Annotated in this window: 14 protein-coding genes and 3 pseudogenes; 14 read left to right on the top strand and 3 right to left on the bottom strand. The window is 38.5% G+C overall.

Features of this window, described 5'->3' with window-relative positions:
• From IGJ04_RS00005 to IGJ04_RS00015, 3 genes and pseudogenes are all read right to left on the bottom strand, one after another.
• On the bottom strand, nt 1–191 hold a 191-nt coding region (locus tag IGJ04_RS00005), incomplete at its 3' end, for a hypothetical protein (protein WP_438839758.1).
• Nucleotides 192–385: 194 nt separating this feature from the next.
• Nucleotides 386–469, bottom strand: a pseudogene (locus IGJ04_RS00010) (toxin); the annotation flags it as partial.
• 34 nt (nt 470–503) lie between these two features.
• A complete protein-coding gene (locus tag IGJ04_RS00015) occupies nt 504–986 on the bottom strand; it encodes a helix-turn-helix domain-containing protein (RefSeq protein WP_002357856.1) in 483 nt (160 codons plus the stop codon).
• A gap of 169 nt (nt 987–1,155) precedes the next feature.
• On the opposite strand from IGJ04_RS00015, the gene IGJ04_RS00020 reads away from it, so the two are divergent.
• From IGJ04_RS00020 to IGJ04_RS00085, 14 genes and pseudogenes are all read left to right on the top strand, one after another.
• Nucleotides 1,156–1,338: a hypothetical protein gene (locus IGJ04_RS00020; protein ID WP_002379367.1), complete on the top strand. Its 183-nt coding sequence runs from the start codon at nt 1,156–1,158 to the stop codon at nt 1,336–1,338.
• A gap of 45 nt (nt 1,339–1,383) precedes the next feature.
• Nucleotides 1,384–2,139 carry a DnaD domain protein gene (locus IGJ04_RS00025; protein ID WP_033625339.1) on the top strand — a complete coding sequence of 252 codons (756 nt, stop codon included), beginning with the start codon at nt 1,384–1,386 and terminating at the stop codon, nt 2,137–2,139.
• A gap of 18 nt (nt 2,140–2,157) precedes the next feature.
• Nucleotides 2,158–2,999: pseudogene (locus IGJ04_RS00030) on the top strand (ATP-binding protein).
• Between the two features lie 66 nt (nt 3,000–3,065).
• Nucleotides 3,066–3,458, top strand: coding sequence for a hypothetical protein (locus IGJ04_RS00035; protein WP_016617237.1), 393 nt, complete (start codon nt 3,066–3,068; stop codon nt 3,456–3,458).
• Nucleotides 3,459–3,477: 19 nt separating this feature from the next.
• Complete coding sequence (locus tag IGJ04_RS00040) at nt 3,478–3,885, top strand: RinA family phage transcriptional activator (protein WP_002360491.1); 408 nt, start codon at nt 3,478–3,480, stop codon at nt 3,883–3,885.
• A 221-nt stretch (nt 3,886–4,106) separates the two neighbouring features.
• Nucleotides 4,107–4,523, top strand: coding sequence for a hypothetical protein (locus IGJ04_RS00045; protein ID WP_002382237.1), 417 nt, complete (start codon nt 4,107–4,109; stop codon nt 4,521–4,523).
• A 12-nt stretch (nt 4,524–4,535) separates the two neighbouring features.
• Nucleotides 4,536–5,048 (top strand): phage major tail protein, TP901-1 family, encoded by a 513-nt coding sequence (locus tag IGJ04_RS00050; RefSeq protein WP_438839759.1) that lies wholly within the window; start codon nt 4,536–4,538, stop codon nt 5,046–5,048.
• Nucleotides 5,049–5,080: 32 nt separating this feature from the next.
• Nucleotides 5,081–5,440 carry a tail assembly chaperone gene (locus IGJ04_RS00055; protein ID WP_002357848.1) on the top strand — a complete coding sequence of 120 codons (360 nt, stop codon included), beginning with the start codon at nt 5,081–5,083 and terminating at the stop codon, nt 5,438–5,440.
• 17 nt (nt 5,441–5,457) lie between these two features.
• Complete coding sequence (locus IGJ04_RS00060) at nt 5,458–5,826, top strand: hypothetical protein (RefSeq protein WP_002361692.1); 369 nt, start codon at nt 5,458–5,460, stop codon at nt 5,824–5,826.
• Nucleotides 5,816–8,749 carry a phage tail protein gene (locus IGJ04_RS00065; RefSeq protein WP_010828734.1) on the top strand — a complete coding sequence of 978 codons (2,934 nt, stop codon included), beginning with the start codon at nt 5,816–5,818 and terminating at the stop codon, nt 8,747–8,749. Before IGJ04_RS00060 ends, IGJ04_RS00065 begins: the two co-directional genes overlap by 11 nt.
• 1 nt (nt 8,750) lies before the next feature.
• Entirely contained in the window at nt 8,751–9,677 is a 927-nt protein-coding gene (locus tag IGJ04_RS00070; RefSeq protein ID WP_002365553.1) for a distal tail protein Dit, read from the top strand.
• A gap of 12 nt (nt 9,678–9,689) precedes the next feature.
• Nucleotides 9,690–11,147: a phage tail protein gene (locus IGJ04_RS00075; RefSeq protein ID WP_002397217.1), complete on the top strand. Its 1,458-nt coding sequence runs from the start codon at nt 9,690–9,692 to the stop codon at nt 11,145–11,147.
• 32 nt (nt 11,148–11,179) lie between these two features.
• Nucleotides 11,180–12,948, top strand: a pseudogene (locus IGJ04_RS00080) (hypothetical protein).
• 23 nt (nt 12,949–12,971) lie between these two features.
• Entirely contained in the window at nt 12,972–13,367 is a 396-nt protein-coding gene (locus IGJ04_RS00085) for a phage holin family protein (protein WP_002357842.1), read from the top strand.
• Nucleotides 13,368–13,392 lie beyond the last annotated feature (25 nt).

A 13,392-nucleotide genomic window follows, 5' to 3' on the forward strand; every position in this document is an offset into this window, starting at 1 on the left:
TGATTATACCTACCATAAACAGCAAGCTCTGTGCCATCAGGTAACATGAGTAATTCATCCGCCAATTCTTTTTTAGAAATAATGCAGTTGATAGTCTCTTTTTGAGTCTGCAAAGAAAAGCGGACTAACATTTCTGGATAAGTAGTTAATACCTTAACTTTATGAATTGTTCCTACATAATTTGGTTTCATAGAAATCAACTCCTTACTAGTAGTTAACTATATTATATTAAGATTATTTTTATTCGTCTAGGTATGAAATTGAATACCATTTGACTACCAAATTGGTGGTATTCAGAGGTTTTGAAGATGGTAATAAAATCACAGAAGTGCCTATTTAACAATGTTTGTATACAAAAAATTATACAGATTTATGAAGCAAAAAGATTGTATAAATCAATTTCTAAAACCGTCACATCCTTTTGAAAGGAACTGACGAGTTTTTCATAATCATTCACTTTACCATTCACCTGCCATTACTTAATAAAAAGAGTAGATGGGAAGTTAATCCTCTTTTTTGTCAGAAGAAATCGATTGTTGATATTTGGCATCAATTTCATCCAAGTAATCGTGAATTTTCTCGATTTCTTCTTTTGAAAATATCTTTTCTGGATCCCCAGCGTGGGCAGCCAGTGTCATTTCGTCACGGCGAGGGAATGAGAGAATTTCTGCTTGCGTTTGTTGTTCGTGTAATTGTTGTTCGGCAAATTGATAAACGATGGCTTGTCGTTGGGGTTCTAATTTTTTATAAATGCGGTCGATAGTTGAGGCATTTTTTTCCATGGGAACCTCTTGTCCCATCAACCAGGCCTCATTAATATCTAATGCATCTGCAATGCGATAAACTTTGTCTTGTTTTGCTTCGTAACGACCAGCTAGCCAATCGCTGATCGAAGATTTACCGATGCCAGTTTTTTTCGCTAATTCACTAGGTTTGATGTTCTTGGCTGTTAAAGCCTCTTTTAAACGGATAGCAAAAATGTTCATATTTCCGAACCTCCTATTGCCTCAAAGTATACTATACCTGTTTAGAGAAGGCAAGTAACAATCGCAATTAAATTTAGCAGTTCATAAAACCGAACTTATGAGTTGACAGTGAAAATATTTGATGCTAAGATAGAGCTATTCAAATGTTCGGTTAACTGAACTGATTTTTTTGAACACTTTGTTCGGAAAACCGTATTTTGGTGGAAAGGGTGAAGAAATGAGTCGGAATTATAAAAAAACGTTGTCGGATATGTTACTTTTAGCAATTATTTTATTAATAAGCAGTGTCTCAATAAAAATTGGGGCCATCGTGATTGGTATGATTGGCCTCATGGAATTACTAACAGAGTAACAATAATTTAGTCAAAAGGAGAGAAGCGGATTGGCAGAACGACGCATGTTTGCAAAAACGATTATTGATAGTGATGCGTTTTTAGATATGCCCTTATCAAGTCAGGCCCTGTATTTTCATTTAGCGATGCGTGCCGATGATGATGGATTTATCAATAATCCCAAAAAATTGCAGCGAATGGTTGGTTGTGGGGAAGACGATCTAAAATTGCTAATGGTTAAAAAATTTATTCTAGTATTTGAAAGTGGTGTGATCGTTATCAAACATTGGAAAATTCATAATTATATTCGCAGTGATCGTTACAAACCAACCTTGTATCAAGAAGAGAAAAATCAGATTGTTGAAAAAAATAGCAAAGCTTATACGTTTAAAGTAGAATCGTCTGTCAGTGGTCAACCAGCTGACTACCAACGGTTACCACAGGAAAGCATAGGCCAGTCTAAGTTAGGTCAGAGTCAAGGTAGTAGTTCGGAAAACGATTGTTTAAAGACGATTTATCATTTTTATGAGGAAAACGGCTTTGGTACACTGGCCTCAAAAACAAGCCAAGATTTTAAGTATTGGTTGCAAGATTTTATACAAAAAGGGGCTAGCCAAGAGGAAGCATGCCAATTAATCTTGCATGCTTTAGGAATTGCCGTCGATCGAAATAAACGGAATTACGGCTATGTAAATGCTATTTTGAAAAGTTGGGAGCAACAAAATTATTTATCCGTACATGAAGTTCTAGTAAATGATAAAAAACAAGTGTCGGAGCACGCGCCGCAAATGACAGAAGAATATCAAGAGTTAGGTTTTTAAAGAAAGGAGGAAATCAGTATGCATGCGACAGATCAAACTTTTCAAATACTATTGAGTCAATTGTTAGAAAAGTTGAAGACCGATGTCCTGAATGTGGCAGTGAACAATATGTTTGGCAACAAAAAAATAAAGATGGCACAGAACGTTGTGCCCCAACTTGTTGGTCGTGTGGGTATAAAATGCTAAAAAAACATGAACACGAAGCCACTCAGCAACGTTCTCAAGAGAGTTTTATGGCGCGTACACAAAAATTTTTTCATCAAGGGTCCTTAATTGCTGATGATGCGCTACGGCAATGTCGCTTAACCAATTACCAAACCACTGAATTAGAAACAAGACAAGCAAAAGAACGGGCCTTAGCAGCAGTTTCAGCGATTGTTGAAGGAAAGCCAATTCACGTTATTTTTTCAGGGAAACCTGGTGTCGGTAAAAGTCATTTGGCTATCAGTATTTTAGTTGAAGTCTTAGAACGCTCTGCATATCAAAAGTATTGTTTATTTGTCAGCTACTCTGAGTTATTAGAAAAACTAAAAATGTCCATGAATGAATCGGCCAAAAGCCAAGCAAAGGCTCAAGCGTATATTACTAGAATGAAAAAAGCAGACGTTTTGGTCTTAGATGATTTAGGTGCTGAATTAGGAATTAAAAATAAAGTTAGTACGGATTTTAACAATGACATCTTAAATCGAATTTTAGAAGCTAGACAGAATAAAGCAACTATTTTTACTACTAATTTTTCTGGAAAACAACTGGTGGAGGCCTATGGAACACGCATTATTTCTCGTCTTATGAAGCACGCCAGTGGCTATGTTTTCCAATATAAAGACACAACAGACAAACGAATGAGGAGTGTGAAATAAATATGTTAACAATTATTATTGGGTTTATCTTTTGGACAATGACACTAATGTTAGGTTATCTAATTGGTGAAAGAGAAGGCCGTAAACATGAGTAATTTAACAAAACGTAAAAAAGATTTATTTGAAATGAAAAGCGTTGTATTTAAAGATATTTCAAAGCAACAAAGCGAAAAAGCACAAAAAAGAAAACGACTCTTACAACTAATGAATCAATATCCCGATTGGGCAAGTCAAAAAAATAAACTTATTATGCAGGAAATTCAAGAATTAGGACAAGCAATCGGTAATTGGTCGATGGATCAATCAAGACCCATCCAATCCATCAAGGCCGCAACGTTTACAAAAAGCGAGTATCTCTATTTAATTTGGCTCGGTTATTCAGATGAAGCGATTCGTCACGGCTTAGAAATGTCGAAAGAGTGTTATTTTATTTATCGATTAACACTTTTAAATGAATAAAAGTAAAGGAGATTAACCAATGCGTACGTCAACATTTAATTATATCAAAGATATTTTAGCAGACTTTTATAAAACAGATGAGTATATCCGGCAACGGGAAGAAGAATTACGGCACCCTTATCAAGAAGCAGATTTAAATGCTGGTATTAGAGGACAAGGACTTCACTCTGTAGTGACCGAACGAATGGCGATTACGATAGCTATGGATCGTCGTCTGTGGAACTTAGAGAGAAATCGAGACATTATCAAAAATTGTTTAGCTGAAGCGGATGAACAAACGCGCGTGATTATTGAAGAACTATATATGAAAAAACGGCCCTCTTTAACATTAATTGGACTTGCCCAGCAATTATTTATTAGTAAAAGCCAAGCCTATAAATTAAGAAATCATTTCTTTGAAGCGGTGGCGGATGAACTAGGGATGTAAACATGGAAAAAGCGTGGAATTTTTTCAGGTGTCAACATGGTAAATTAATAGTGTCGAAAGAGATAGATAAACGTGAGGCAACCAAAAAAATGAAGACACGGAATTCTATAATTTTGACTGCTTTCTTGTGTCAGCTATGAAGGAGCAGAAAATGCCGGCTACTTTCAAAATCCTTCATTTTGACTAGAAGAGAGCCAATTTGTTAACCAATCCTGAATTTTTTGAATGGAAAGGTGGCGCTAAAAATGAATGAAGCGGAACAAGAGTTATATGAAGCCCTTGTTGCAATCTGCCAGACGTCAGGATTTTTGTTGCTAGAGGAACTGCCGACAGATTTACCAGATCAGCCATTTGTTTACTTAGGTGATAGTAAAGAATTACCTAAGCCAACTAAATCAGCTATTTTGGGAGAGATTGAATTAATAATGCATGTTTATGGTGCGTTATCTGAACGACAACAAATTTCTACAATTAAAGGAACGATTTTACGGCAGGCAACTAGTAACTTAAAACGAACGGCTCATTTTAATTGGGGTATCAAACATCAAGAAGTCAAAGCACAAATGGTAAAAGATACCAAACAAATGAAAAAAACAATTTGGCATGCTGTACTACCATTACACATGCAATTTTACTAGGAGGAATTATCAATGGGAGAAGTTATGCAAGGAAAAGACCATATTTTATTAGTTCGTCGCTTGGATGAAGCAGCGACAAAGAAAGCAATGAAACCCTTATTTCAAATTGAACATGAATGGGAATTCTCACGTGAATCGAGCGGTACGCAAACAAAAGATGGCGTTGCGAATGCTGTTTCTGGTTTAGAAGTTACGTTATCGTTAAGCGGTTTAGCCTCTCGCGATGATGAAAATTTATACATGAAAGACGCAGTTGAAGATGGCATCTTAATGGAATTTTGGGATGTTGATTTAAAAGGTGAAAAAAATGCGGAAGGTAAATATCCAGCAATTTATGCCCAAGGTTATGTAAATTCATGGAGTTTACCAGCCAATGTAGAAGAATTAGTAGAAATCGAAACAGAAGCCTCTATTAATGGTAAACCACAAGATGGTTTTGCAACAGTAGAAGCAGATATTATTGCGGAAGCACAATATGCGTTCCAAGATACCGTTCCAGAGAAAGCACCACAACCTGGCGCATAATCAAAAAGTGTTGAATTTTAGGAGGATAAAAAATGAATTTAGAGATTAACGGAAAAACAATTGAAGTGAAATTTACGATTGGCGCGATTCGTGAATTAGATAAACGTTACCAAATTGAAAATGGCGCTGCCAAATTCGGCATGGGCATCAGTTCAGCAATGATTTATTTACGCCAATACAATCCAGTAATCTTAGTTGACATCATGGAAGCTTTACAAAGTGGGCAATTAAAAATAGGTAAGTCGGAAATTGAAGCATGGTTAATGACCCAAGATGTCAAAAAACTTTCAGATGATTTGCTTAAAGAAATGGGAAAGCAACCTCTTACAAAACCAATGATCGATCAGTTCAGCAAAGAAGCGAAGAAAGCAGAAGCGCAAGCGACCAACTAATTAAAACGAGCGATGACGTGTATCACGACATCGCTCTTTCTGCTTTTCGCTACTTAGGCTGTCGTTCATTTGAAGAAGTGGATCGGATGACCATGTCTGAATTTGAATTACGAATGATTGCTTTTAATTTAGCAGAAGTAGATGAAGAGCGGAAAAGGCACGAGCTTGCCTACTTAAATGTTAAAGCGCAAGCGACAAACAAAAAAGGAAAACCCGTTTTTGAAAGCTTTAAAAGTTTTTATGATTATGAAAAACGAGTTGCTGAAGTTCTGGCAGCTAACCAGCCACAACGAACAAAATTAAATGAGCGGAAAAAAACGCAACTGGCCACTGTGGCAGAGCGTCTACGCCGCTATCGAGAAGGGAGGAGAGTAGATGGAGAATGACAAAGAAAAAACGCCGTTATCGGAGGCAAAGAAAAGCCTTGCAGGCGTCCAACAAGCATTAAAAAGTATGAGCGGTGAGTATGCCTTATTAAGTGGATATTTAGGGAAAATTAGTGCGGGTGTCAATCAGTCAGCCACGGTCATGAACACATTTAAAACCGTCATGCAACAATCTGGAGAAACAGTGAAAAAAACAGGAGACGAAACAGCAAAGGCAGCAGATCAAATGAACACAGCGTTAACAGATTCTGCTGAACAAGCCGGTGAAGCAGCTAAAAAAGCGGGGAAAGAAACCTCTGATGGCTTTACTAATGCACAAAATAATATGCTGAGCTTTGGGACGGCCATGACTAGTGCCGTTTCCTTACCTATGCTGAACGTTTTAAAAACAGCTATGGGCGTCGGTGCTGGGGTCAGTGGCGAATTTCAAGGAATGCAAGGACTGATTATGGCCAGTGCAGGAGGGATTTCTGATTCATTGCAAGGCGAGTTGCAAGGGGCATTGACTCAGATGAATCAATCATTTGAAGCGGCAGCACAAGTGATTCAAAGCGTGATGGCTCCAGGAATGGAAATTTTGGTTCAAGTGGTTATCACAGTCGTCAAAGGCATTACAGCTTTGGTGAATTTATTTATCAAATTACCAAAACCCGTCCAAGTTTTTATTGTTGCCATTATGGGTATTTTAGCCGCCATTGGGCCCATGTTGATTATGGTAACGATGGCTCAGCAAAAATTTCAACAGTTTAGTGATGGTTTGGTTCTTGTAAAAGGAAACATTGGGAAGTTAGGTGGTGGCTTATCAAAACTAAGTGCTAGTTTTAGTGCCTTAAGTGGAGGACCGTTAATTTTAATTGTAGCAGCCGTTTTAGCAGCGGTAGCAGCGTTTATTTATTTCTATAAAACCAATGAAACATTTAGAAATAGTATCAATAGCTTAGCTAGTGCCATTCAAGGAGCTGTTTCAGCGGCGTTTGGCCAATTGGTAGGACTGCTACAACAGATCCAGCCGGCCTTTCAGCAAGTAATGGCAGTTTTTAAACAATTTTTTGCAGTAGGCTTAGAGAAAATGGCGACTATTTTTTCAACAATTGGTCGTGTGCTAGCAGGCGTTTTTGCCAGCGGTTTGCAATTAGGTAGTAACTTATTAGGGCAATTTGGTGGCACCTTTGACAAAGCTGGTTTAGCGGTTGGTCTTTTGGTAAAAGTTCTGACAAAAGTTGCACTGGCTGCATTAGGAATTTCTGGGCCGTTTGGTCTAATTATTTCCTTGATTGTTTCATTCGTGACGGCCTGGATGAAAACCGGTGATTTGAGTGCGGGTGGTATTACCCAAGTCTTTGATAATTTAGGTAACACGATTACATCGGTTACAACAATGCTTGCGGCTAATCTACCGAAAGTTATACAACTTTTTACAACCGTCTTAACCAGTATTCTCGGGAAAATAACAGAAGCTATTCCAAGCATCGTCACCGCGTTATCTAGTTTAATTACGTTAATTGTTGGTGCGATCGTTGCCAATTTGCCCGTTTTAATTGAAGCGGCAACACAAATTATTACTACGTTGGTTCAGGGGATTACAACAGTCTTACCAATGTTGATAGAAGTTGGTTTGAGCTTATTAATGACTTTAGTTAATGCGATTGTCACCGCCTTGCCAACAATTACAACTGCAGCGATTAACATCATCACTACATTAGTGACAGCTTTTGTCACAGCGTTACCAATGCTAGTTACAGCAGGTGTTTCAATTATCACAGCCTTAGTCAATGCATTTGTTACTATGTTACCGTTGATTTTGACTGCTGGTTTACAAATTTTGATGGCATTAATCACTGGGATTATGACGATTTTACCTCAGTTAATTCAATCAGCGCTGACGATTATTCTAGCGTTAGTGACTGCGTTGGTAGGTGCCTTGCCACAGATTATCAGCGCAGGTGTCAAATTGTTAATGGCGTTAATTCAAGGAATTATTTCGATTTTACCAACCTTAGTTGCGGCAGCTATTACCTTAATTTTGACATTGGTAAATGCCTTAATTGGTGCCTTACCACAAATCATCAGCGCAGGTGTCAAATTGCTAATGGCCTTGATCCAAGGGATTATTTCAATTTTACCGCAACTGGTTACTGCAGCAATTACGCTAATTACCGCTTTAATGGGTGCGTTAATCAATGCGTTGCCACAGTTATTAAGTGCTGGGATTCAACTGATTCAAGCCTTAATTAATGGTGTACTCAGTCTATTGGGTGCCTTGCTGTCCGCAGCAGGAACATTAATCTCACAAATGATCACGAAGATTGGTTCTTATTTTGGTCAACTGTTAGCTTCGGGCGGACAGTTAGTTGAAAATATCAAAAATGGGGTTACCAATGCAGCCGATCAGGTAAAAAATGCCATTGGTTCTGTAATTGAAGGTGCTTGGCAAGCAATCCAAGGTTGGTTTTCAAAATTCACCGATGCCGGTGCGAATATTGTCGGCATGATTGCTGATGGAATTACAGGCGCAATAGGAAAAGCCAAAGAAGCAATCGATGGGGTCGTCAGTAAAATTCGTAACTTTTTACCATTTTCACCAGCAAAAGAAGGTCCCTTATCTGATTTGCATAAATTGAATTTCGGCGGCACAATTGCCACGGGGATTTATGCAGGCGAAACAGCCGTTAGTAGAGCAATGGCTTCTATTTTAGATTTACCGCTGTTAAATGATTTTGCCTTGGACTTAGCTGGTCGAGGAAACTTCACGGCAACGATTGACCATCGTTTAGAAAATGATGCATACAATCGACCATTATTTGTGACAGTAGAGTCAACGTTAGATGGAAAAGTTGTCGCAGCTACTACGGCGCCTTATTTAGCAACAGAGTTACAACGACAACAAGTGAAACAAAATAACCGCTTAGGAAGGAGAGTATAACATGTATAAATTTGTTGATACCAATCAAGCAACTCATTCAACGCCTCTTCCTTCAGAAGCGTTGAATTTTAACGGCCAATTTTTAGAAAAAGTCATCCCTGGCTATCAAACATTATCAGTTTCAGGACGAGAATTAGTTCCAAGCGAAATTGAAAGCTATCAATTAGGGATTCGTGATGGTAAACGTCACGTTTATGCGCGAATTCCAGAACGAGAATTAACAGTCAAATATCGGCTTTCAGCTGTGAATAATGAAGCGTTTCGAGATGCATTTAATCATTTAAATGTTGCTTTGTTTACGGAAAAAGACGTTTCTATTTGGTTTAACGATGAACCGGAAATGCTGTGGTTTGGCAGTAAGTCTTCAGTGAGTGATGTACCCGAAGGTGTTAACCAAGTAACAGGCACCTTTACTTTATTGCTTTCTGATCCGTATAAATACACACGGAGTGATGCGACTAGTGTGATGTGGGGTTCGCCAACCATTACATTTCAAGCGAATTACTTAATGGGGAATACAGGCTCAGGTGCAGTTGATTTTCCAATTTTAATTGAAGGTGGAGCCTATTGGGGATCAACCATGATTACCTTTCAAAATCGGGCCTACACGATGGGGGATTTAGGCAAAGAAGTTCGGCCAATTGAAATTTATCCTACGGTCGAAGGCTTAAAAGTCAAACCGACCATTATTTTAACAGGAACCGGACGTGGTGTTTGGATTAAAACACGGAACGATACAATTAACTTAGGAGACTTTGATCGTTCGGAAATTATCATTGATACTGAAAATTTTTATCTGACAAAAAATGGTGCACCGATGATTCGACCAATGAACGATTTTTATCTATATCCTAATGAACCGCTGTATATTCAAGCCAAAGATAGCGACTTCCGCTTGACGATTCGCTATCCTAACCGATTTGTGTAGGAGGGTGATTAAATGTTAATGGCGCTGGATTTGAAAAGAACATATACGGCAATTTTGGATAATGCCTATCAAGTCAGTTATGAAAAAATAGAGAACAAAATTGGCAGTTTAGATTTTACCATGCCACTAGATGATCCTAAAAATGAATTTATTGCAGAAATGCAATGGGTGGAACTGACCGACAATGAGAATGAATATATTGGTTTATATCGCGTGATGCCAACCACAATTAAGAAAGATGCGAACAATAATCAAATTCACTACTCTGCCACAGAAGCATTATGTACCTTAGGTGATACTGTCCTTTTTGGTTGTCACGAAATTAAAAACAAAACAACGAAAGAGGCCATTCAATTTCTATTGAATAAACAAAAAACAAAGCATTGGGTCCTAAAAAAATGTGATTTTTCAAGGAAATTAACCTATAAATGGGAGAATGAAAACGGGCTAGTCGAGCCTTTATTTAGCATCCCAGCCGATTTCGAAGAGGAATATCTTTGGCAATGGAATACAGAGGTCTATCCTTTTGAACTTTCATTAGTCAAACCACCAACAGAACCAGTTGCGCGAATTCAAGAAGGTTACAATATGCAAGGATTCGAAATAGAACGTAATCCCAAGATGCTAATCAATCGGATTTATCCATTAGGTTCAGGCGAAGGTGTTAACAAAGTCAATATTCGCTCGGTCAATCAAGGGGTTCCGTATTTAGAGAACAAGGCCGCAATTGACCGCTATGGTTTATTGGAGTCAATTTGGGTGGAACAGCGTTTTTCTGATCCCAAGGCATTAAAGGAAAATGCTTTGCGAATGTTAGAAGAATGGACCAAGCCACAAGTTTCTTGGGTAGTGACTGCAGCTGATTTAATTAAATTAACAGATCAACCTTTAGCAATCGATCGTTTGCGGTTGGGCACGGTTATCATGATTAATACGAATGAGTTTGGGAGTGTCAACCTTCGTATCAAAAAAGAAAGTAAAAAAGATGTCTTTGGTGCCCCCCAAGACATTCAGCTAGAGTTGGGAAATCTGCAAGAAACAATTCATAGTACCATGACAGCTTTCAGTCGGAAACAAGAGATTAGCGAAACTTACGCACAAGGGGCGACGACACTTTTAAATCGTTCAATACAAGGAGAACTTAGCAAGACACAGCCAGTGGAGCTGAATTTATACTTTGACGAGGACATTCTTTATATAAACACCGCAGAATTAACGTTCAAGGCAACTGCTAAAGGACCTTCGCATTCTGTAACGAACATTGATTTGGTAGTGGATGGCAAAAAATTACCCCAACTATCATTGCAACAACAACGGCTAAACATTTTGAGTTATTTACGAAAAACAACAGATGGAAAAATCGAACGCGGCAATCACACGCTTCAATTTTTCTCTCATCAGCCACTATGGTTGGATGCTTCGGTCATCTGTCGTGTGTATATTCAATCCCAATTGGGTGGCCAGTTTTAATAAAATAATGAAAACTAGAGGAGTGTGACGAAATGTCAGTAGAACATATTGAAGAATTAGATACCCTGAATCAAGGTCGCCTTAAAATCAATGCAATCTTGGATCAGTCGAATGCATCAGCTGAGAAAGTAGATGCTTACCAAGTCCAGTTAACGAATGGAATTTCTGAAGCGAAAAACATCGCAGATGAAGCTGGCAAAGAAGCCGTACAAATTGCCACCGATGCAGGCAATCAAGCAAATGAAACAGCCAACCAAGCGATGAACAATGCCAAAACAGCAATTACGATTGCAGGAAATGCAGTTTCAACGGCAAATAATAATAAACAAGAATTTGATACTTTACGAAATGATTTCGATCAATTAGTAGCAGAAGCAGGTGATAGTAATCCAGAAATTGTCCAAGCACGCACAGATACGCAAGGCATCAAACAAGCTACTCTAGCGAATCGTCTTCAAATTGATTTGAATGACCGCATGACAAAAGCAGACGGCATTTCTTTATTGGCTAAGCCAACCACTGTCAAATTGAAGTTAGACTTTAACGGTAAAACGGCCGGCAATACAGCCACCAATGCAAACAGTTATTCCACTGATTTTACGGCTAAAATTCTTAAGAAGCCAACAGACGTTTGGGAGGAAGTTTCCCAAGCGGACTACAATAAAATGGCCAGCCGTGATGATGAGGGTGTGAAAACAGGTTCCACCCAAAGTGGTGTAATTCCGCAACAATTAGCGGCCTTCAATCTCGTTGAAGCCGCTAAAAAATTAATTCCACAAATGTTTGAAACAGTCACAACTGACGAGGCGGTGGCATTTATTCGCCAGAACGTTCAATTTTTTACGATTAATCAACGTGTGAAAGCCGCTGCGCCCAATAATCAAACGATTAAAATCGCTGCGTATTTACCAACTACGGATAATTGGGTAACTCAAATCCAAGAATCAGCAAAAGAGTTCGGCGATTTTTCAATTCAAATCAATGATCAGAATTTTATCACAGATGAAGGGTTCATTTATTTAATGAGCTATACAGATTCATCAAATGGGGTAACGCCAGCCAGCGTAGAAGTTGATTACGTGGGGCTTCATATTGGTCTGTCTGTTGATGCCCAAGCGGTTTTAGCGAAGAGTGGTTTTGTTCAAGCAGAGCAACTCAATACCCATGTGGAAAATCAGGATAATCCGCACCAAGTAACCGCTGAACAAGTGGGGCTAGGCAATGTAGAAAATTATGGCTTCGCATCAGACAGCGAAGCAGTCGCGGGAACTTTAACGAGTAAATATATGCACCCGAAAAACGTTGCGGAAGCGATTAAAGGTCAAGCTGTGACACAAACAGGTGATCAAGAGATTGCTGGGGTGAAGAATTTTGTGACTATGCCAACCGTCAATGGTGCGCCTTTGGAATCCTCTAAAATGGCCATTTATGAAGCTAGCGGAGTCGGTGAAGTCGAGGCAAAATATCAGGCGGCCTTTAATAAAGACAATATGAAATTTGTATTAATTAGGGTAGGAAATCGTGTCGATGCATTTGTAAGATGTAATTTGAGTGATCCAACGAAATTGAATAACCACATGCCTAAAGTATTTAACATACCAACTGGGTACAAAATGTCCTCAAAAATAAGTGCTAGTGTCTGGAATATTCCACTCTCAGTTGCACCTTACGTTTTCCGTATCCTAATTGTAATGCACTATATGAAATCGGAAATCAAGGGATAATTTTTGCCTCAAGCAGAGCCGGAAATGTTTACCTACAAGGAAGTTGGTATACGGACGATCCGTTTCCAACAAAATAACAAGCTAGTTTAGGAGACTTTTTATGGAACGTTATCTCAACACAATAACAATGCTTTTAAGCATTTTCGGTGGGATTGTCGTACGTTTATTAGGTGGATTAGATCAATTGTTGGATGTCTTCCTCTTTTTAATTATTGTCGATTTCATCACAGGTTGGATTAAGGCAATCGCCACAAAAGAATTGTCCAGTCGGATTGGTATGCTCGGAATTGCGAAAAAAGTGACGATGTTATTTGTGGTTGCCGTAGCGGTTCGTGTTGAAAAAGTTGTGGGAAACAATTTGCCAATTCGGGAAATGGTTCTGATTTTTTACATTGCGAACGAAGGACTTTCTTTTTTTGAAAACATTGCGACCTTTATTCCTATGCCGAAAAAGTTAAAAGAGTTATTTATTCAGTTAAAAAATAAAGATGATTAAGTAGAAGTGGTCGGGACAAACGTAG

Origin of the sequence: Enterococcus sp. AZ050 (assembly GCF_051715085.1) — a bacterium.
Taxonomy (GTDB): Bacteria; Bacillota; Bacilli; order Lactobacillales; family Enterococcaceae; genus Enterococcus; species Enterococcus faecalis.